Annotated in this window: 20 protein-coding genes; 7 read left to right on the top strand and 13 right to left on the bottom strand. The window is 59.6% G+C overall.

Annotated elements, in window-relative coordinates; genetic code table 11:
• The first annotated feature begins 214 nt into the window (after positions 1 to 214).
• Positions 215 to 1,051 carry a XopAW family type III secretion system calcium-binding effector gene (xopAW, locus tag ACRC4F_RS26370; RefSeq protein WP_438661988.1) on the top strand — a complete coding sequence of 279 codons (837 nt, stop codon included), beginning with the start codon at positions 215 to 217 and terminating at the stop codon, positions 1,049 to 1,051.
• Between the two features lie 126 nt (positions 1,052 to 1,177).
• On the opposite strand, the gene ACRC4F_RS26375 is transcribed toward xopAW, so the two are convergent.
• From ACRC4F_RS26375 to ACRC4F_RS26420, 10 genes are all read right to left on the bottom strand, one after another.
• Positions 1,178 to 2,233: an AI-2E family transporter gene (locus tag ACRC4F_RS26375; protein WP_438661989.1), complete on the bottom strand. Its 1,056-nt coding sequence runs from the start codon at positions 2,231 to 2,233 to the stop codon at positions 1,178 to 1,180.
• 68 nt (positions 2,234 to 2,301) lie between these two features.
• Positions 2,302 to 3,108 carry a DUF4892 domain-containing protein gene (locus tag ACRC4F_RS26380; protein ID WP_438661990.1) on the bottom strand — a complete coding sequence of 269 codons (807 nt, stop codon included), beginning with the start codon at positions 3,106 to 3,108 and terminating at the stop codon, positions 2,302 to 2,304.
• Positions 3,109 to 3,116: 8 nt separating this feature from the next.
• Positions 3,117 to 3,776: a glutathione S-transferase family protein gene (locus ACRC4F_RS26385; protein ID WP_438661991.1), complete on the bottom strand. Its 660-nt coding sequence runs from the start codon at positions 3,774 to 3,776 to the stop codon at positions 3,117 to 3,119.
• 50 nt (positions 3,777 to 3,826) lie between these two features.
• Positions 3,827 to 4,681 carry an alpha/beta hydrolase gene (locus ACRC4F_RS26390; protein WP_438661992.1) on the bottom strand — a complete coding sequence of 285 codons (855 nt, stop codon included), beginning with the start codon at positions 4,679 to 4,681 and terminating at the stop codon, positions 3,827 to 3,829.
• Entirely contained in the window at positions 4,678 to 5,484 is an 807-nt protein-coding gene (locus tag ACRC4F_RS26395) for an alpha/beta fold hydrolase (RefSeq protein ID WP_438661993.1), read from the bottom strand. Before ACRC4F_RS26395 ends, ACRC4F_RS26390 begins: the two co-directional genes overlap by 4 nt.
• 294 nt (positions 5,485 to 5,778) lie before the next feature.
• Positions 5,779 to 6,222, bottom strand: a complete 444-nt coding sequence (locus ACRC4F_RS26400; protein WP_438661994.1) for a hotdog fold thioesterase — start codon at positions 6,220 to 6,222, stop codon at positions 5,779 to 5,781.
• A 32-nt stretch (positions 6,223 to 6,254) separates the two neighbouring features.
• Positions 6,255 to 7,922, bottom strand: coding sequence for an AMP-binding protein (locus tag ACRC4F_RS26405; RefSeq protein WP_438661995.1), 1,668 nt, complete (start codon positions 7,920 to 7,922; stop codon positions 6,255 to 6,257).
• A gap of 205 nt (positions 7,923 to 8,127) precedes the next feature.
• Positions 8,128 to 8,583 carry a phosphohistidine phosphatase SixA gene (gene sixA, locus ACRC4F_RS26410; protein WP_438661996.1) on the bottom strand — a complete coding sequence of 152 codons (456 nt, stop codon included), beginning with the start codon at positions 8,581 to 8,583 and terminating at the stop codon, positions 8,128 to 8,130.
• Positions 8,580 to 8,927, bottom strand: a complete 348-nt coding sequence (locus ACRC4F_RS26415; protein WP_010457073.1) for a DUF4389 domain-containing protein — start codon at positions 8,925 to 8,927, stop codon at positions 8,580 to 8,582. Before ACRC4F_RS26415 ends, sixA begins: the two co-directional genes overlap by 4 nt.
• Before the next feature lie 23 nt (positions 8,928 to 8,950).
• Positions 8,951 to 9,976 carry an NAD(P)H-dependent glycerol-3-phosphate dehydrogenase gene (locus tag ACRC4F_RS26420; protein WP_438661997.1) on the bottom strand — a complete coding sequence of 342 codons (1,026 nt, stop codon included), beginning with the start codon at positions 9,974 to 9,976 and terminating at the stop codon, positions 8,951 to 8,953.
• A 196-nt stretch (positions 9,977 to 10,172) separates the two neighbouring features.
• On the opposite strand from ACRC4F_RS26420, the gene ACRC4F_RS26425 reads away from it, so the two are divergent.
• From ACRC4F_RS26425 to ACRC4F_RS26450, 6 genes are all read left to right on the top strand, one after another.
• Positions 10,173 to 12,296: a TonB-dependent receptor plug domain-containing protein gene (locus ACRC4F_RS26425; RefSeq protein ID WP_438661998.1), complete on the top strand. Its 2,124-nt coding sequence runs from the start codon at positions 10,173 to 10,175 to the stop codon at positions 12,294 to 12,296.
• The gene (locus tag ACRC4F_RS26430) at positions 12,297 to 13,229 is read left to right on the top strand and encodes an ABC transporter substrate-binding protein (protein WP_438661999.1); all 933 of its coding nucleotides are present in this window, start codon (positions 12,297 to 12,299) and stop codon (positions 13,227 to 13,229) included.
• On the top strand, positions 13,226 to 15,127 hold the full coding sequence (locus tag ACRC4F_RS26435; protein WP_438662000.1) for an ATP-binding protein: 1,902 nt from the start codon (positions 13,226 to 13,228) through the stop codon (positions 15,125 to 15,127). The genes ACRC4F_RS26430 and ACRC4F_RS26435 overlap by 4 nt, the downstream gene beginning before the upstream one ends.
• Positions 15,128 to 15,375: 248 nt before the next feature.
• Positions 15,376 to 15,891 (top strand): 3-hydroxyacyl-[acyl-carrier-protein] dehydratase FabA, encoded by a 516-nt coding sequence (gene fabA, locus ACRC4F_RS26440; RefSeq protein ID WP_438662001.1) that lies wholly within the window; start codon positions 15,376 to 15,378, stop codon positions 15,889 to 15,891.
• A gap of 11 nt (positions 15,892 to 15,902) precedes the next feature.
• Positions 15,903 to 17,123 (top strand): beta-ketoacyl-ACP synthase I, encoded by a 1,221-nt coding sequence (gene fabB / locus ACRC4F_RS26445; RefSeq protein WP_438662002.1) that lies wholly within the window; start codon positions 15,903 to 15,905, stop codon positions 17,121 to 17,123.
• Positions 17,124 to 17,546: 423 nt separating this feature from the next.
• A complete protein-coding gene (locus ACRC4F_RS26450) occupies positions 17,547 to 17,735 on the top strand; it encodes a hypothetical protein (RefSeq protein WP_438662003.1) in 189 nt (62 codons plus the stop codon).
• Positions 17,736 to 17,803: 68 nt separating this feature from the next.
• Here ACRC4F_RS26450 and ACRC4F_RS26455 read toward each other — a convergent pair whose 3' ends face one another.
• The 3 genes from ACRC4F_RS26455 to mazG form a co-directional block, all read right to left on the bottom strand.
• Positions 17,804 to 18,754, bottom strand: a complete 951-nt coding sequence (locus tag ACRC4F_RS26455) for a hypothetical protein (RefSeq protein ID WP_438662004.1) — start codon at positions 18,752 to 18,754, stop codon at positions 17,804 to 17,806.
• Between the two features lie 228 nt (positions 18,755 to 18,982).
• Complete coding sequence (locus tag ACRC4F_RS26460; RefSeq protein ID WP_007949507.1) at positions 18,983 to 19,525, bottom strand: DUF2058 domain-containing protein; 543 nt, start codon at positions 19,523 to 19,525, stop codon at positions 18,983 to 18,985.
• A 28-nt stretch (positions 19,526 to 19,553) separates the two neighbouring features.
• Positions 19,554 to 20,387 (bottom strand): nucleoside triphosphate pyrophosphohydrolase, encoded by an 834-nt coding sequence (gene mazG, locus ACRC4F_RS26465; protein WP_438662005.1) that lies wholly within the window; start codon positions 20,385 to 20,387, stop codon positions 19,554 to 19,556.
• Positions 20,388 to 20,485: the final 98 nt, after the last annotated feature.

Here is a 20,485-nt window from a genome sequence, read left to right on the forward strand (position 1 = left end):
CGAGCCTGCTCGCGATAGCGGTGTATAAGTCGCCATTGATGTTGACTGACACACCGCTATCGCGAGCCGGCTCGCTCCCACAGGGTTTGCGGCGTTTTTGATTCCTGCGCATGTGTACCACTCGGTACAAACTCCACACACCCACGACACCTTGCCCCTTGACGCTGCATAAGCCGGTGCACCCGCCGGTTTTCCATTCCAGGGAGTGAGCCCAATGATTGGTAGCGTCAGCAACTACACGAGCTATACCAGCACCAGCAGCACCACAACCAACAACGCCCGCAGCCAGCAATTCCAGAAAGAACTGTTCGCCAAACTCGACAGCAACAGCGACGGTGCGGTGGATCAGGACGAGCTTGAAAGTGCCTTGTCGCAGAAAACCGACGATGGTCTTCTGGTCAGCCTGAGCAAGAACTTTGGCGACCTGGACAGCGACGACAGTGGCAGCCTGAGCAGCGAAGAAATGGCCGCAATGGCACCGCCGCCACCACCGCATGACCAGGCACCGAACACTGAACTGGCCGATGCGCTCATCAGCGCCCTGGACGCCGACGGTGACGGCGCCATCAGCAGTGACGAATTGAGCAACGGTCTGAGCAATGCCGGCAGCAGTGCCGACAGCGAAGAGATCTTCTCGGCCCTGGACAAGAACGAAGACGGCACCGTCAGCAAGGACGAACTCGCTGCCAGCCTCACCCCGCCGCCACCGCCGCCACAACAGGTGTCCAGCGAAGCATTGTTCAGCCACCTTGATACGGACAGCGATGGCAGCGTGACCGCCACCGAATTGAGCAGCGCGTTGCAGGCCAGCAACAGCACTTCATCGACCAGCACTGACACCAGCGCCGCGCTGCTAAAAGTGCTGGACAGTGACAGCAGCGGCGGGGTCAGCAGCGATGAACTGAAAGCGGCATTGCAAGCAGGGCGTGAGAAAACCAGTGAAGAGTTCAACGTCAATGAAGCGCTGAACAAAATGATCGCCAATCTGAGTAAGCAGTATTCGCTGGATAATGTGGCGACGGTAGGTAAATACCTGAACGTAGCGACTTAAGTCAAAAGCATCGCGAGCAGGCTCGCTCCCACATGGGACCGAGGTGAAACACAGAATGTGTGAACACCACCGAACCCTGTGGGAGCGAGCCTGCTCGCGATGAGGCCCTAGGCCGCAATAAAAACCTTACGGCCGGCGATCATCTACCCGCGCATGACTCTTGCTCCAGTCAGTCAACAGACTGTACGCAACCGCCAGCAACGTCGGCCCAATAAACAACCCGATAAACCCAAACGCAATCAACCCGCCAAACACGCCCAGCAATACGATCACCAACGGCAAATTCCCGCCCCGGCTGATCAGGTACGGCTTCAGCACGTTGTCGACGCCGCTGATGATGAACGTGCCCCAGCACCCGAGGAACACCGCCATCCCGTACTCGCCTTTCCAGGCCAGCCACGCGGTGGCCGGAATCCACACCAACGGTGGCCCCATCGGAATCAGGCTGAGCATGAACGTCACGATGCCAAGCACCAGCGCCCCGGGCACTCCGGCAATCAAAAACCCGATCAATGCCAGAACCGCCTGCGCCGCTGCCGTGCCGATCACCCCGTTCACCACCCGCTGCACGGTCCCGGCCACGAGCTCGATGTAATACCCGGCACGATCACCGATCAGCCGTTCCAGCAAGCCATGGACAAACGTCGCCAACCGAGGCCCGTCGCGGTAGAAAAAGAACACGAAGACAATGCTCAATGTCAGCTCGAGAATGCCGCCGCCGATCTGCGCGCTGCGTGCCAGCAACCAGTTGCCTACCTGGCCCAGATAAGGTTTGATCGCCACCATCATCGCCGCGCCTTGCTGATCGATGCTGTTCCAGATCACCACCAGCCGCTCGCCCACCAGAGGCACACCACCCAGCCAGGTCGGTGCTTCCGGCAAGCCGTCCATCTGTACATCCTTGATGAACGCCGTGGCATCACGCACATGGTCCGCCAGGTTGAACCCGAGCCACACCAGCGGCACTGCCACCAGCAACATCCAACCCAGTGTCAGTACCAGCGCAGCCAGGGATTCGCGACCATTGAGCCAGCGGGTCAACAACCGCATCAACGGCCAACTGGCGAACGCCAGCACCGCGCCCCAGAACAGCGCCGACCAGAACGGCGCCATCACCCAGAAGCTCGCGCCAAACAGCACCAGGAGCAGGATCTGCACCAACAGCCGATCGTTATTGGGCATGTAGAGTCTCGAAGAAGTCAGTCAGAAAAGAATAGGCGAACGCGCCCGGCGCGTTCGCCTGATGAAGCTTATCGCAACAGTTCGATGTGCAGGCCAGAGCCTTCGACGTTGCCGGCTTCCATTCGCGCCGCCCGCACGCCCTGCCCGATCAGCGCCTGACGCCAGGCTTCTGCCTTGGCTCCGGAAACACTGACCCGCAAGGTGGTGTCGAGGTTCAAGCCGCGAGAAATCAAGCGCAGCCAGGTGTCATCAGGATCAGCGCTCAGCTTCGGGAAATCGAGTTCACCGGTGCTTTTAAGCTCTCGCAGCAACGTTGCCGAGGTTGGTAGCAAATCGCCTAGCGGGGCAGCAGCGTCGAACTGTTCGACGTGCAGGTAGGCTTTGCGATTACCGCGAGTGATGCTGTAAAGCGCAACGAGCGTGTTGTCCTGTGGCGCCGCCAGTCGCAGCAGCAAATACGCCTGCTGATCATCGGCGCCGTAGAGCTTGGCATTGGTGAAGACATCATTGGCCCACAGGCTACTTTCACCGCAATCGCGCGCCTGGCACCAGAACAGCAGTTCGGCGCCCTGCTTCTGCAAGGCTTCACGGGCGGCGGTGAAGGCGTCGGTTGAAGAATGCTCCGGCGGCAACTCGTAGGTCACCGAGGTCGCGGTTCCCCGGGCGCTGACCTGACCATCGAAGCGCAACTGGCCGCTGATCTTGCGGATCGAACCCAGCGGATAAATCCGCTCAAGCTCAACGCCCGGGCGATAGTCGACGATCTGTGCATCGGCCATACGCGGCACGATCAGCAAGTCCTGACTGCCCGGGACATCGGCGGCAAACAACAAGGGACTGAAACAACACAGCGCCAGCACACTGAATGAACGCATGGATAGACTCATCGGATCAGCATGGCCTGGGCACCCTTGACGACACTGGCATCATCGATGCGCTCGGGCACCAGCAAACCGCGCTGGACCGCCGGGCGTGCTTCCATGGTCGCCATCCAGCGCTGCAAGGCCGGCAAACCTTCAACCTCGACACCGGACCACTCGTGGCCACGCACCCACGGATAGGTGGCGATGTCGGCAATGCTGTACTCGCCCGCCAGAAACTCGACTGCTTGCAGGCGCGTATCGAGCACTTCATACAGGCGCCGGGTTTCATGCTGGTAACGGTCGATCGCGCCCTGAAGTTTTTCCGGGAAGTAGCGGAAAAACACGTTGGCCTGGCCCTGCATCGGCCCGATCCCACCCATCTGGAACATCAGCCATTGCAGGACCACTGAACGCCCCTTGGGGTCTTTCGGCAGCAGTTTGCCGCTCAGTTCAGCGAGGTAAATCAGGATGGCGCCGGATTCGAACACGGCGAAATCGCCGTTGGCGCGGTCGACAATGGCCGGAATCCGGCCATTGGGATTGATCTTGAGGAAGTCCGGTGACTTCTGTTCCTTTTTGTCGAAACTCAAGGCGTGCACCGTGTAGGGCAGGCCGAGTTCCTCGAGCACGATAGAGACCTTGTGGCCATTCGGGGTCGCAGCGGTGTAGAGATCTATCATGGTTGTCTCCCATTTCAACCCGCCCAGCCTCGACAGTTGCCCGGCGCAAGTCAAGGAACGGCGAAGAACCTATTGAAACAGTCTGCGACAAGGTCGGCGCCGGGTTCGTCATTCAGGTGCAAATGATGGCCGCCGGGCAGCTGTTCACGGCTAAAGGGTAGACGCTCCAGCAGTTCGGGATGTTTGGCGAGCATGCCGTCGGCAGCGACCACCAGCAACGCAGGACAACTGACTCGCTGGACGAAGGCCATCGCCTGTTCGGTGGTAAGACGCAGTGGCGACGGCAGCGTGAGGCGGTTGTCGGTGCGCCAGGTGTACCCGCCCGGCACCGGCATCAAACCCCGTTGGGCCAAAAGCTCGGCGGCTTCACGACTGACCGCCACCAGTCCTTTCATTCGCGCCTCGATGGCACGGTCCAGGGTGCTGTAGACCGGTTTGCGTTTTTCCCGTAAATCCAGCTGCGCTTGCAGGGCCATGCCCATGCGTTCGGCGGCATTTTCGCCCTTGTCCGTAGGAGGAATGATGCCGTCGATCAACGCCAGATGCGTGACGCGCTCGGGCATCGATCCGGCGATGATCAACGAGGCGATCGCGCCCATGGAGTGTCCCATTAATGCAAAACGCTTCAGGCCCAGCTGTTCGGCGACTTGCAGCACATCGTGGGCGTAGTCCCACATCGCGTAACCGGCGCCGGTCGGGCGATGACCGGAGTGACCGTGACCGGCCATGTCCAGGGCAATGATGCGCAGGCCTTTAAGCTTCGGCGCCAGCCGGGCGAAGCTGTTGGCGTTGTCCAGCCAGCCGTGCAAGGCGATCACCGGCAGGCCGTCTTCAGGGCCGAACAGGTGCGCTGCCAGCTCGATGTGCGGAAGACTCAGGCGAACTTCTTCGACAACGTGGCTCATGCGCAGTCCTGCTTGTTACGACTTTCCCAGCGGCTGAACAGGTTTTTCAGCAGCGTGGCGGTGTCTTGCGGACGTTCGAGGGGAAACATGTGGCCACCGGGCATCGTCAGGGATTCACCCAATGGCATGCGCCCCACGGAGCTGGTGTGGTGACGCATCACCACCCGGCTCTTGTGCCCGCGCACCACCGCCAGCGGCACTTTCAACTGCCGTGCGCGGCCTGGACTGGTGTGCGGGACGCCACGGTAAATGCTGATTTCCGTGGCCGGGTCGAAGCGCAGGCGCAGCTTGTTGCCGACTTTTTGCAAACCGTGTTGCAGGTAAGCGTCGAAGCATTCGGGATCGAAGCTGCGGAACAGGGTTTTACCCGCGAAATAGAGTCGCGCCGCTTCCAGGTCGGCGAACTCTTCCCGTCGTCCCAGCGTACGGCCGGCCGGGGTCAGGCGGTCGATGAAACCGAAACGCTTGGCAGCACGGATCACCCATTGATCGGTGCGGGTCAGCACCGGTGAATCGAGCATTACCACGCCGCGATACAGTTCAGGGCAACGCAATGCCGCGTGCAGGTGCAGCACGCCACCGAAGGAATGGCCGACACCCCAGACCGGTTCCGGTTGCTGCTTGAGGTGATGGATCAGCTCATCCACCAGGTTGCGCCAATTGTCGTCCGCCGGGAAACGCGGATCGTGGGCGTGCTGTTCCAGATGCGTCACCTGATACTCGGGCGCCAGCGCCGCGAACAACTTGCCATAGGTGCCCGAAGGAAAGCCGTTGGCGTGGGCGAAAAATATCTGTTGCGACATACCGGTCGATCCATGAGCTAGAACAAGCGTTGATTGTCCGTAAGACGCGAGGCTGCGGCAATGACTGTAAGTGCCAGGAATGATGACAGTCCGGTCAGGGGAATGGGCCATTCAGAAATCGGAAAACCTTGTGGCGAGCGAGCTTGCTCGCGTTCGGCTGCGCAGCAGTCGTAAATACGGTGAACGCCGTGGGACTGGAGATTGGGGTGCACCGGGGCTGCTTCGCAGCCCAGCGGGAGCAAGCTCCCTCGCCACAGGTAATCATCGGGCCGGAAAATGTCGGTCACTCGACGGTCAGCGACCCGGTGGATTCTCACCCAACGGCACCACCGCCATGGTCAACCGCGACACGCAACTGGCCTTGCCTTCATCGCTGGTCAAACGGATATCCCAGACATGGGTCGTGCGGCCAATGTGAATCGGCTTGGCCACCGCCGTCACCCGACCGCTGCGCAGTCCGCGCAAGTGGTTGGCGTTGATTTCCAGGCCCACGCAATAGAACTTGCTGGCATCGATGCACAGGTAACTGGCCATGGAACCGACCGTCTCGGCCAGCACCACCGAGGCGCCGCCGTGCAACAGACCGTATGGCTGGTGCGTGCGGTGGTCGATGACCATGCTCGCGGTCAGGGACTCTTCATCAAAGGCTTCGAAGCGAATATCCAGCACTTCGCCGATGGTGTTTTTCTGGATTGCGTTCAACTGCTCGACGTTGGGAGTGGTACGCCACAGACTCATCGTTGCTTTCCTTTGTTGGTTTTATTCGTGGCTCAATCCTGCCACAGCACCGCCTCGCTGCGCTCGCTCCATTCTTCAAACCGGTCACCGTACGCCGCTTCGATCACGTTGCGCTTGATCTTCAGGGTCGGCGTCAGGAAGCCGTTTTCCACCGCCCAACTGTCCTTGACCACCACCAGGCGACGCAAGCGTTCGTGTTTGTCGAGCACACCATTGACCTCCTCCAGCAGTTTTTCCAGGCTGGAATGCAGGCCCGCCCGCGCCGTTCCTCCGGCGTCCTGCTGACCGACCGCCGACAGCACGCACAATCCCAGCGGCGCACTCAAGCCATCGCCGACCACGCACACTTGTTCGATCCGCGAATGCACCGCCAGCCGGTTTTCGATCGGGGCCGGGGCGACGTATTTGCCCTTGCTGGTCTTGAAGATTTCCTTTAGCCGCCCGGTCAGGCGCAGGTTGCCTTCAGCATCTTGCTCGCCCTTGTCACCGGTGCGCAGGAAGCCGTCTTCGGTGATGGTTTCTGCAGTTTTCACAGGGTCCTTGAAATAACCAAGCATGGTCGCCCCGCTACGCACCATGACTTCGCCGGAGTCGGCGATCCGCACTTCAACTTCCGGACAAGGCTTGCCGATCCAGCCGGGTTTGTTCTCGCCGGGTCGGCCGATGTGGGAATAACCGCAGCTCTCGGTCATGCCGTAGACCTCCAGCACATCCAGCCCCAGCTTGCGGTACCACAGCAACAAGGTCTGCGGCACCGGCGCGGCGCCGGACAACGCTACGCGCAATGCATCCAGCCCCAACCCGGCGAGCACTTTGTGCCCTACCCGCTTGCCGATGAAGGGCAGGCCGAGCAGAAAATCGAGGCGTTTCGCCGGGATCTTGCTGTACACGCCCATCTGGAATTTGGTCCAGATTCGCGGCACACCAAACAACGCAGTCGGCCGGGCGCGCTGCAAATCCGTGAGGAAGGTGTCGAGGCTTTCGGCAAAGAACACGGTTTGCCCGGTATAGATTGACGCCAGCTCGACGAACATTCGCTCGGCGACGTGGCACAGCGGCAGGTAAGACAGCAGTCGGTCCGACTCGTTGAGGCCAAACAACTGGGTGCCGCGGGTGGTGGCAAACCCTAGTGTGCCGAAGCTGTGCATCACGCCTTTGGGCAACCCGGTGGTGCCGGAGGTGTAAATGATGGTCGCCAATTGATCGGCAGCGGGTTTCGGGTCGTCCTGGATCGGTGAGCTTCGTTGCAAGTCGGCCCAGCTGAAATCGAAGGTCCCGGGCGGATGCAAGGGCAGGCTGATGGTCGGCAGATCGGCACTGACCCCGCGAGACATGCCCGACCAGTCATCGAGTTTGCCAATGAACGCCAGCGCCGCTTCTGAGTGTTCGAGCACTTGCGCCACGGATTCGGCGGTGAGGTTGGGGTACAGCGGCACTGAAACGTGCCCGGCCATCCAGATCGCCAGGTCGGCGATGATCCAGTGCGCGCAGTTTTTCGAGATCAGGGCGATGTGGCTGCCTTGGGGCAGTTCGCGGGCCCGCAGCCAGTGCGCGGCGCAGCGAGCCTGATGGCCGACGTCGGCCCAGGTCAGGGTCTCGACCTGTCCACCGCCGGTAGGCTGGACCAGAAACCGTTGACGGGGATGACGGGCTTCACGCTCGTAAAAGACGTCCAGCGGCAAACGAAAAGCAGCAGACATGCGACTCGCTCCTTTATTTTTGGTCTGGAGCAAGCGTAGTCAACCAAGCGGTTGCTTGGTTGACTATTTCATACAAAATCCCGCGACGCCGGCGAACCCTGTAGGAGCGAGCCTGCTCGCGAAAGGAGGCGCCTCGATATATCTGTTAAACCGAAGTGCAGCTATCGCGAGCAGGCTCGCTCCCACAGGGATACGGTTTCTTCAATTATCCGGGGTGCTTGATACCGTTGAGTTTCATCGCGCCAGCCAGCGGCAAGTCACCTTCGAGCTCGGCAAGGCCGGCGGTTCCCACTTTTTCCGGGTCCTGCACATGGCCGTTCTGCAGGTAACCCAGCAGGTTGCCCACCAACGGGTTGTGACTGACCAGCAGCGCGTAATCCACCGACACCAATTGCTCTGCGACCGCTTGCGGGCTGTAACCGGGGGTCAGCCATTCAACAGTGCGAATGTCCGGTTGAAAGCCCAGCGCTTCACGCACCAGCTGCGCGGTCTGCTGCGCTCGCAAAAACGGGCTGGCGTAGATGGCTGTAATGGGCTGGCCGATCAGTTTAGCCGCGCTGAGTAGCACTTCTTTACGACCATGCTCTGTCAGTGTCCGCTCCGAATCGGGACGCGAGCCATAAGGCTCGGCTTCACCATGACGCAATACCCAGAGTTTCATAGCTTGGGCTCCTCATCTCGGGCCGGATGTGGCGCTGGCGGCACGGCGTGCGGCGCTTCGCCTTCCGGTGTACGCGGCGTCGGCCAGTCGGCGAACGGCCAGGGTTTTTGGTCGCTGTGGAAGGTGCCGAAACGACCGATCTGCGCCAGGAACTGGCTCAGGCTGTCGCCGAAGTTCATCAGGCTGGCGCTCGGGGCGCCATAAATCAAACGATAGATCAGTTGCACCAGCACCACCGCGCCGAGGATGAACTGCGCCACTTGCCAGACCAGCAAGAAGACGATCATCCATAACACCCGCAGCAGAATGGACTCGTAGGTGGCCTCTGTTTTCGGATCGTTCATGTGCATCTCCCTGGAAAGCGTGATCAGTTGAAACCACTGGTGGAAATGAAGTCCACATCGGTTTTGGGTTCGCCGCGCATCAACAGTTCAATCACTTGATTGAGCGTGCGCCCTTCGAACAGGATCGCGTGCAACCCGGCGACCAGCGGCATATAGACGCCCACTTCCTGAGCCTTGGCCTTGAGCACTTTCAGCGTGTTCACGCCTTCGGCGACTTCGCCCAGACGGGTCACCGCATCTTCAAGACTCAACCCCTGACCGAGCGCAAACCCGACCTGGTAGTTGCGGCTTTTCGGCGACGAGCACGTGACGATCAAGTCGCCCACGCCCGCGAGCCCCAGGAACGTCATCGGGTTGGCGCCCTGGTTCACCGCGAAACGGGTCATTTCCGCCAGCGCGCGTGTGATCAGCATGCTCTTGGTGTTTTCGCCCATGCCCAGCGCCACCGCCATGCCGGCGATGATCGCGTACACATTTTTCAGCGCCCCGCCCAGCTCCACGCCGAAGCGATCGGCGCTGGCGTACACGCGAAAGGTACGGCCATGCAGCGCTTCCTGAACCCGTTGGCAGAGCTCTTCGTCTTCGCTGGCGACCACCGTGGCGGTCAGCGCGTGCTCGGCGATTTCACGGGCCAGGTTCGGCCCGGACAGCACACCGATGCGCGCTTGCGGAGCGATCTCTTCGAGGATCTCGCTCATCAGTTTGAAGGTGTGGGCTTCGATGCCTTTGGTCAGGCTCACCAGCAGTTTGCCGCTCAAACGTTCGGCGTGCGCGACCAGGACCGAGCGCAACGCGCTGGACGGCAGCGCGACAAAGCACAGGTCGCAGGCCTCCAGGGTCGCTTGCAGGTCGGTCACCGGTTCTACCGCCGGAAGAATCTTGATGCCTTTGAGGTAACGCGGGTTCTCGCGATTGACCCGAATGGACTCGGCCTGCTCGGGGTCACGCATCCACTGCCGGACCTGATGCCCGTTCTCGGCCAGCAGATTAGCCACGGCGGTACCAAAACTTCCGCCTCCCAGGACCGCAATTGGGCGCTGTTCAGTCATATGCAATCCGTTAATCCATACCAGTGGCGATGTCGGCATTATACGGAGCGTCCCAGTGGCGGCCAGCCCCCGCATCAATTACCGGCACTTGTAGGAAGAAGACCAATAAATCCTAGGAAAATGCCGGCATCGTGAATGGAAAAGTCGATCAGCTCGGTTAACATGCGCGCCAACTAATCGTTATCAAGGACGTTTCGTGTCGTTTGGCTCTCCTTCACCCCGCTCGCCGCTGGTTCTGGCACTGCTTTTCAGCTCGCCATTGCTGGCCGACGACTTGTTTCTCGACAACGAACCGCTGCCGCAAGTGCTCACGGCCACCCGCCTGAAGCAGTCGCCGGCCGCTGTCCCGGGAAGCATGACGGTGATCGACAGCGAACTGATCGACGCCAGCGGCGCGCGGGACATCAGCGAGTTGCTGCGGCTGGTGCCGGGCATGATGGTCGGCAACATCAGCGGCAACCAGGCGGCGGTGAACTACCACGGCACCAACGCCACCGAAGCGCGGCGCATGCAAGTGCTGATCGACGGCCGTTCGGTATACCGCGCCGGCCTGGCCACGGTGGACTGGAGTGATATTCCGGTGGCCATGGAAGACATCGAGCGCATCGAGGTTTTCCGCGGACCCAACACCGTCAGTTACGGCGCCAATGCGCTGATGGCGGTGGTCAACATCATCACCCGCAACCCGGCCGACAGCCACGGCACACGGATGAAAGTGACCCGTGGCCAGCGCGGCATCAACGACTTTTACGCCAGCCAGGGCACGGGTTGGGACGGCGGCGACCTGCGCCTGTCGCTGTCCGGCCAGGAAGATGACGGCTTCGACACCAGCCGCAACGGTGCCGATTATCGCGACAGTCGCCGCTTGAACCGTTTCAACCTGGCCGTCAGTCAGACGCTGAGTGAAAACCAGAGCATCGACTGGCAGTTGAACGCCAAAGACGGGACCAACCAGCGGCCTTATACCTACCGCCCGGTGTTCTCCGGGATTACTGCTGCCGGGAACAATTCCGACGTTATTGCCAAGGACTACGCCAGCTCTTTGCGCTGGAACCTCGACATCAATCCTGATCACAGCCTTTATATCCAGGGTTCGGCCCAGCACTGGGACCGTCAGCAGACCTGGCGCGCCTGCGATGCCGAAGTGTCGTTCAGCCCGGAATTGACCGAACTCTGGCAGCTCAACCCGAACTACACCGAACGCCTGGCACGCAACATGGAGCGCTACACGGGCCCTGGCGCACCACCGGGTACTGCGACGGAACGTGCGCTGGGGAATCAGGTGCTGGCGCAATGGCGCAACGGTGCCCGACAAACCCTCTGTGGCGACATCGACCAGAGCGCCCGGGAATCGCGCTACGACCTCGAATTGCAAGACACCCTCAGCCTGTCCGACAGTCTGCGACTGGTCAGCGGCATGAACTATCGTTACGACCGGGCAGATTCCGAGACCTACTTCAATGGCACCCTCGATGACACCACCTGGCGGGCATTCGGCCAACTCGAGTGGCGCGCCACCGAGCACTGGTTGCTGCAGGGCGGCGCCATGTTCGAAGACACACAATTGACCGGCAGCTCGCTGACCCCGCGAGTGGCGGTCAATTACCTGATTAACCCGCGCCATGGCCTGCGGGCCGTGTACTCGGAAGCCATTCGTTCACCGGACATGTTCGAAAACAACGTCAACTGGAGTTACCAGGTCACCAACCTGCGACCCAGTGCCTATGGCCAGTCCAGCGCCCGGTATTTCGTCAAGACCCGCGGCCCCGGCGACCTCGAACAGGAACGCATGCGCTCACGCGAACTGGGCTACAACGGCTACTTTGCAGAGCTGGGGCTGACCGTCGATGTGAAGCTGTTCTACGACGAAATCAGCGGCATGATCAGCGAACCGCTGCGCAACAATCAGTACATCGCCAGCAATTCCAACAGTTCGCGCTTCAAGGGCGCGGAAACCCAGCTGGACTGGCGCCTGAGCAGCGCCGATCGGCTGCGCCTGACTTATGCCTACGTCGACGCCGAGGCGAGCAATCCTCAGGATGAGTTGTTCACTGCGCGCAACAGCGGTTCCGCCGGCTGGCTGCGTAATTGGGGCCACGGCTGGAACAGCGCCCTCTTCTATTACGGGGATGACGCTCTCAACGGCTACCGCTTCGAACGCGTCGACACGCGCATCGCCAAACGCATCGGCCTGGGCAAGGCCAGCCTGGAACTGGCTGGCGTGCTCCAGCAACGCCTCGACAATCAACCCACCACCTTCGTCGATAACAACTACGACGAGCGTCGGGTTGTCTACTTCAGCGCGGAGCTGACGTTTTAAATGCTGCAGCGCCTGTCGCGTAAGTCGCCAACCCTTGGCCGCCTGCTGGCAGGATTGTGCCTGGTGTTTGGCGGTCTGCTCGGCAACCTGCCGGCACAAGCCGCCGACATTCTGCTGACCGGCACCGAAGACAATCCCGGCGTGCAATCCTTTGTGCAGGCGCTGAGCGGCATGCGCCCCGCCGACAACGTGCGTTTCCAGGTACTGGACAGCTTGCCGAGGCCGGGCAGACTTCCCACCGATACCCGTTTGATCCTGCTTGATCTGCCGAGCCTCGACTGGCGCCTGCAAGAGACACAAGGTCCGCCAACGCTGGTGCTGCGCATCAGTCGCCTGCAAGCCCACCAACGTTTCGGCGCTGATTTTCCATCGCACCTCAGCCTGCTCTGGAGCGATCCGCCGCTGGATCGGCAATTGCGCCTGTCCCGTCTCATCCTGCCCGAGGCCCGTCGCATCGGCGTGCTGTATGACAGGCACAGCGAATTCCTGCTCAACGAATTGCGTCTGTCGGCGCAAGCGTTGGGCCTCGAGGTGATCGCTGAGCGCTGGGATAACACCAACGACAGCCGTCCCTTGCAGGATTTGCTGAAGAACTGCGATGTGCTGCTGGGCCTCGACGATGCCGATTTGTACAACCCGAAAACCGCCAAAAACCTGCTGTTGAGCAGCTACTCGCGGCAACTGGCGCTGGTCGGCCCGAACGCCGCGTTCGTCAAGGCCGGTAGCCTGGCCAGCACCTACAGCGATCAGAACGATTGGCTGGAAGTGCTCGACGAATTGCTCGATCGCCCGCCCACAGCTTGGCCGCGTGCGTTGTATCCGCAACACTTCAAAGTGTTAAGTAACCCGCAGGTGGCTCGTTCATTGGGTATTGAACAGGTGACTGAAGCGTTTGTCGCAGCACAGTTGGCCGAAGGAGAAAGACGCCCATGACCTTCCGTCGCGGTTGGGACATCAATACCCGCACGCAGATCATCAGCCTCGGCCCCGCCCTGTTGCTGACGTTGCTGCTGATCAGTTTCTTCACCTTCGTGCGGATCCAGGATTTGCGCCAGGAGCTCAACCACACCGGTCAGTTGATCGCCAACCAACTGGCGCCTGCTACGGAGTACGGGGTGATTTCGGGCAACAACGAGGTCCTTGAAAGTTTGCTCAAGGCCACGCTGGCCACGCCCAACGTGCGCTTCCTGGAAGTACAGGACAGCGCCAACCGGATTCTGGTGTACGTCGAGCAACCGTCGGAAACCCACACGCGCTCGCACCAGGTCGAAGTGTTCCAGGCGCCGGTACGGCTGCAACGGATCGCCCTGAACAATGATTTTTTCCAGGGCAGCAAAGTCGCCAGCACCGCCCCGCCCGAGGATTATCTGGGCCGGGTGATCGTAGGTTTATCCAATGACGCCTTCAGCCAGCGCCAGCAGGAAATCCTGTTCAAGGCCGGGATTCTTGCCTTGTTCGCGCTGCTCTTTACCTTTCTGGTCGCCCGGCGCCTGGCCGGCAGTTTGTCGCAGCCGATCCGCGACATCGGCCACGCCGTGAAAGCGATTCAGGATGGCGATTACAAAACGCCGTTGCCGATCGTCGACGACACCGAATTGGGCGCGTTGTCGCAGCACATCAACAACCTCGCCCACGGCCTCGAACAGGCCAGCCGCGAGCAGCATCAGGCCATGGCGCAATTGATCCAGACCCGCGAAGAAGCGGAAAAGGCCAACAACGCCAAATCCGACTTCCTGGCGATGATGAGCCACGAACTGCGCACGCCGATGAATGGTGTGCTGGGCATGCTGCAACTGCTGGAAACCACCGACATGACCGAGGAGCAGATCGAGTATGCGGCGCTCGCTTCGGAGTCCACTGAACACCTGCTCAAAGTCATCAACGATATCCTCGATTTCTCGCGCATCGAGCGTTCGGAACTGGAGCTGGAACACATTCCGTTCAACCTGGCGGACTTGATCAGCAGCTGTGCCCAGTCGTTCCAGCACAGCGCGGCGCAACGCGGGCTCGAACTGGCCCTGACGATTCCCGAGGACATGCGTGCGTTGCAGGTTCAGGGCGACCCGACGCGGATCCGGCAGATTCTGGTCAACCTGGTCGGCAATGCGCTGAAGTTCACCGAGCAAGGTCGCGTCAGCATCGAACCGCAGTGGCAGTCTCTGGATCACGAGTTGCTGTGGTTCACCTGCACCGTGCGCGACAGCGGGATTGGCATCTCGGCTGAAAGCCTGGAATTGATGTTCAACGCGTTCCAGCAGGCCGACAGTTCTATTTCAAGGCGTTACGGCGGCACCGGACTGGGGTTGCCGATTGCGCGCACCCTGGCCGAACGCATGGGCGGCACCTTGCGCGCGCAGAGCGAAGAAGGCCTGGGCTCGGTGTTCACCCTCGAAATTCCCTTGGCCCTCTATAAACAGTCGCTGCCGGAACTCAAGCCTCGCACTCAGGCCGGCGAGGGTCATGGCGAAGGACGCAATGTGCTGCTGGTGGAGGACAACCCGGTCAACCAGACCGTCATCGAAGCAATGTTGCGCAGCCTGGGCTTTACTGTCAGCGTCGCGACCGATGGCGCGCAAGCGGTGCGAAGTGCCGAGAGCCTGATTTTCGAAGCGATTCTGATGGACTGCCGACTGCCGATCATCGATGGCTACGAAGCGACTCGTCAGATCCGCCAACTGCCCGGCTGTGCAGACTTGCCGATCATCGCCCTGACTGCCAATGCATTGCAGGGCGACCGTGAAGCGTGTTTATCGGCTGGAATGAACGATTACCTGGCCAAGCCCTTCAAACGTACAGATCTGCAGCAGATTCTGCAGCGCTGGGTGCAGTAGTGCAGGCCTTTCGACCATCTGCGACTGGCGTGAAAGGCGAAAGTGCGGCAGTCTTAGGCACCCGAACAGGCCCGAAAAGGGGCTTGAATAATAATTTCAGTGCACAAGTGTACATTCATGTCCTTGGTGCTGTGACTTTCACCACAACGCAATAGTCTATGAGTAGGCTGCTGACTCGAGGCATGAACGCCTCGGTCGGTCGGGAAGATTTGCCCCACCCTGCCGCATGGGACTATTGAGGAGCTCGCATGACCCAACAAAACGCCTTTACTCGGGAAGACCTGCTGCGCTGCAGTCGCGGTGAGCTGTTCGGCCCAGGTAACGCACAACTGCCCGCCCCGAACATGCTGATGGTGGATCGCATCACCCATATCAGTGCCGAGGGTGGCAAGTACGGCAAAGGTGAATTGGTCGCCGAGCTGGATATCACTCCGGACCTGTGGTTCTTCGCCTGCCACTTCGAAGGTGATCCGGTAATGCCAGGCTGCCTGGGCCTCGACGCCATGTGGCAACTGGTCGGTTTTTTCCTCGGCTGGCAAGGTCTGCCGGGCCGTGGCCGTGCACTGGGTTCGGGCGAAGTGAAATTCTTTGGTCAGGTCCTGCCGACCGCCAGGAAAGTCACCTATAACATTCAGATCAAGCGCGTGCTGAAGGGCAAGCTGAACCTGGCCATCGCCGATGGTTCGGTCAGTGTCGACGGCCGCGAGATCTACACCGCCGAAGGCCTTCGGGTCGGCGTTTTCACCTCCACTGACAACTTCTAAGGGTTATCCGCATGCGCCGCGTCGTTATCACTGGTCTGGGCATCGTATCGTGCCTGGGCAATGACAAAGAGACCGTCTCCGCTAACCTGCGTGCAAGCCGCCCTGGCATCCGGTTCAACCCGGAATATGCCGAAATGGGTCTGCGTAGCCAGGTTTCCGGCTCCATTGACCTTCCCCTCGAAGAGCTGATCGATCGCAAGATCTTTCGCTTCGTCGGCCACGCGGCGGCTTACGCCTACCTGGCCATGAAAGATGCCATCGCAGACTCCGGCCTGACCGATGAGCAAGTCTCCAACCCGCGTACCGGCCTGATCGCCGGTTCCGGTGGCGCCTCCACGCTGAACCAGATGGAAGCGCTGGACATCCTGCGCGAGAAAGGCGTGAAGCGCGTTGGCCCATACCGTGTAACGCGGACCATGAGCAGCACCGTTTCCGCTTGCCTGGCAACGCCGTTCAAGATCAAGGGCCTGAACTACTCCATCGCTTCTGCCTGCGCCACCAGTGCTCACTGCATCGGTACCGCCATGGAACAGATCCAGATGGGCAAGCAGGACATCGTGTTCGCCGGCGGCGGTGAAGAAGAGCATTGGAGCCAGTCGTTCCTGTTCGACGCCATGGGCGCACTGTCCAGCCAGTACAACGAAACTCCGGACAAAGCTTCCCGTGCCTACGACGCCAAACGTGACGGTTTCGTCATCGCCGGCGGTGGCGGCATGGTCGTGGTCGAAGAGCTGGAACACGCTCTGGCCCGCGGCGCGAAGATCTACGCGGAAATCGTTGGCTACGGCGCGACCTCCGACGGCTACGACATGGTCGCTCCAAGCGGCGAAGGCGCCATCCGCTGCATGCAGATGGCCATGTCCACCGTTGATGCTCCGATCGACTACCTGAACACCCACGGCACCTCGACTCCGGTCGGCGACGTCGCGGAAATGAAAGGTGTGCGTGAAGTGTTCGGCGACAAGGCTCCAGCCATCAGCTCCACCAAGAGCCTGTCGGGTCACTCCCTGGGCGCCGCCGGCGTTCACGAAGCGATCTACTGCATGCTGATGATGGAAGGCAACTTCATGGCGGGTTCCGCCAACATCGACGAACTGGACCCGGAAGTGGCCGACATGCCGATCCTGACCAAGACTCGCGAAGACGCCACCATCAACACCGTGATGAGCAACAGCTTCGGCTTTGGTGGCACCAACGCTACCCTGGTACTGAAGCGCTGGCAGGGTAAGTAATACCCCGCTGCTTCACCGCACATGAAAACGCCCCGACTGGTTCGGGGCGTTTTTTTTGTGCCTGAAACAAGGGTCAGGCCAGACTCAAAACCTGTGGGAGCTGGCTTGCCTGCGATGACGTCGGCACACCTGACATCAATGTTGCCTGGCACTCCGCTGTCGCAGGCAAGCCAGCTCCCACGGGTTTAGCGGTGTTCAATCCATCAGGCCAGAACTGCGGTTTTGGTCGGCGCGAACATGAAGCTTTTGTCATGAAACTCAACGCCCTGCGACCGAATGCCGCGTGTTTGGCGGGGTGCAGGACTTTTACGGGTTTTGCAAAAAATCGTTACCGAACTCAACCGTTTACTTAGCAAGCTACCAAAATATATAACGGAGGCCTGCACACGCCTTGCTGCAGATAACAGAGATTGGAGCTAGCAGATGACTGTAAAAGTAACTGAACGCGACGATTCACATAAATCCCATGAAGGTATCGCCGCCGGTATCCGTATCTGGGATGTACATCAACAAGACATGCTGGTGGGGATGTTTCATTCCGAAACCGACGCCCACAGCTACAAGGCCGAACTGGAAACACAGGAACAGAAACGCGAAGCGTCGGCCCGCTGAGCCTGCGTGACGAGTCAAGCGCCTGCCCGGTCAATTGCCGAGGCAGGCGACTTCCAGACAGACTGCGATCAACTCAAGTCCATTACCACAAGGTGCAGCGTGTCCTCGATGATCATCGACGGAACCAGGTGAGTGATTTTGCCGGACGCCACTTCTGCGAACTGGCATTGGCCCTCACCCATCCCGTCGTTCCTGACCGCAAACCGGACACTGTCCGGGTAACGCTTGCCCTCTTCGAAATCCATCCCGCAGGCAATCAGAAAATCGATGGTTGAATCGACTGCCTCCAGCTCATCATCCCGCTGACCACTTTCCAGGAAGGCATAGTCCAGGCACAGATTGATACTGAAAGGGCACTCGGGAATCAACGTATTGGAGAATACCGGGCCATAACCCTGCGCAGAATGATGTTCGGCTATGGTCGAACTGAAATCCTTGACCTTGACCCTTACATTCTCCGAAAGCTGAAAGAACCAATACCCGTCTTCGCTATCGACATACTCTCCAAAATCAATACCGGAGACATAACGTTTGGGCCACATCGACAGTTCCGGCCGTCCATCACTCTGCAATTTGAAGTTACTGGATGCCATCAAGTAGTTGATCACATCAAAATAAGCCGCGTCACCCTCCCCGACTTTGATCAAGTTGGCACACGTGCCCGCCAGCAGTACAACTTTTCCGTATTGCTCCTGCGGCAGCCACTTCATCAGTTGTTCCATACATTCTGGCATTCTGTCCATGTACGCCGTACTGAGTTCCAATAACTCTTCCTCGCTCTGTACGCTGTTCCACGGAACATTCCAGAAGAACTCGGGCAACGTAAAGAACAGGCAGTGGCTATTCGGGCACTGATCAATCACGGTTGCAGCGGCCACTCTGAGCCGGTCGCTGACGAATTGAATCCTGCGGTCGAGCTCCTGGCTCACATAGGCCGTCATGGACTGGCCTGGCTTGCGCGACCAGGAAAACTCGGAATAAAAGGTGGGGTGTTGTAAAGACGCGACAGTGACCAACATAAAAACCTCAACAGTTAGTTAATAAACCTCCTTTTCGAGAACAATCGAATACTTAATGAAATAACAGACACCGATATAAAATCCGAGATCAAACATTCCTTGAAGATATTAAACACGCCAGAAAAGAAGAACCCGAAAGAGCGTATCCATCCGCTCTTTCGGGTTCAAGGTATTTAACAGTCGAAGTACTAGCGCATGTGTAGTTAGCAACTACTACACATCAGGCATCTACCACATCAGATCATCAGGAATCTGATAGGCCGCGTACGGATCGTCCTCGGCAGCAACTTCTTCAGTCTTGACGTTCATCTGCACGATTCGTTGCGGATCGCGCTCCTGAATCTTCAGGGCCGCCTCACGGGGGATCACTTCGTATCCGCCGGCATGGTGCACGATCGCCAGGAAGCCGTTGCTGAGCTGGTTACGCATCAGCGTGTTGACGCAGAGGCGCTTGACCTTCTTGTCGTCAACGAAGTTGTAGTAGTCCTCGGTGGTCAGCTTCGGCAGGCGCGAGACTTCGATCAGTTGCTTGATCTGCGCCGCACGGGCCTTGGCCTCGACTTTCTCTTGTTGCTGGCGGTTCAGCTCCTGATCGCGCTTGACCTTCTCGGCCATCGCTTCCTGAGCCGCACGCTGCTGCGAATCGTCGAGTTCAATCTGACCCTTGTGGGCCAGGCGTTGCTGCTTCTGCTTCTCTTTGCCGACCTGTTTGGCCTGCTTTTGGTTGACCAGCCCTGCTTTGAGCAACTGGTCGCGAAGGGAAATGCTCATGGTGCTTGGTTCTCACTTAGGCAACTGCTCAACCGCAGCTGGGCAAATTCTTTTCCTGACGTTTGGCTTCGCCCCACAAGGCGTCCAACTCTTCGAGGGTGCAATCTTCTATGGGACGGAGGGTGTCGCGCAATGCCTGTTCGATAAAACGGAAACGTCTTTCGAACTTGCTGTTGGCGCCACGCAGTGCAGTTTCCGGATCGACCTTCAAATGACGCGCCAGATTGACCACGGAAAACAGCAGGTCACCGACTTCATCGGCAATCGCTGCCGAGTCATTGTCGGCCATGGCTTCGAGCACTTCATCGAGTTCTTCGCGGACCTTGTCCAACACCGGCAAGGCGTCCGGCCAGTCGAAACCGACCTGCCCGGCGCGCTTCTGCAACTTGGCCGAACGAGACAGCGCCGGTAATGCGGCGGGCACGTCGTCGAGCAAGGACAGCTGTTCGGGTGCAGCGGATTTCTCGGCGCGCTCTTCAGCCTTGATCTCTTCCCAACGCTGCTTGACCTGTTCTTCACTCAGGCGCGGAACATCCAGCGGCGCGTACAGATCGCCGGTGGGAAACACGTGAGGATGACGACGGATCAGCTTGCGCGTGATGCTGTCGATGACGCCGGCGAATTCGAAGCGCCCTTCTTCCCGGGCCAGTTGGCTGTAATAAACCACCTGAAACAGCAAATCGCCCAACTCACCCTGCAAGTGATCGAAGTCCCCGCGCTCGATGGCGTCGGCGACTTCGTAGGCTTCCTCAAGGGTGTGCGGGACGATGGTGGCGTAGGTTTGCTTGATGTCCCAAGGGCAGCCGAACTGCGGATCGCGCAGACGGCTCATCAGGTGCAACAGATCTTCAAGGCTGTACATCATTTATCTCTCACCGCAAAACCTGTGGGAGCTGGCCTGCCAGCGATGGCATCACCTCGACTCTACTGAAAGATCGAGGTGCCTGCATCGCTGGCAGG

This window comes from Pseudomonas sp., assembly GCF_051660785.1.
Classification (GTDB): Bacteria; Pseudomonadota; Gammaproteobacteria; order Pseudomonadales; family Pseudomonadaceae; genus Aquipseudomonas.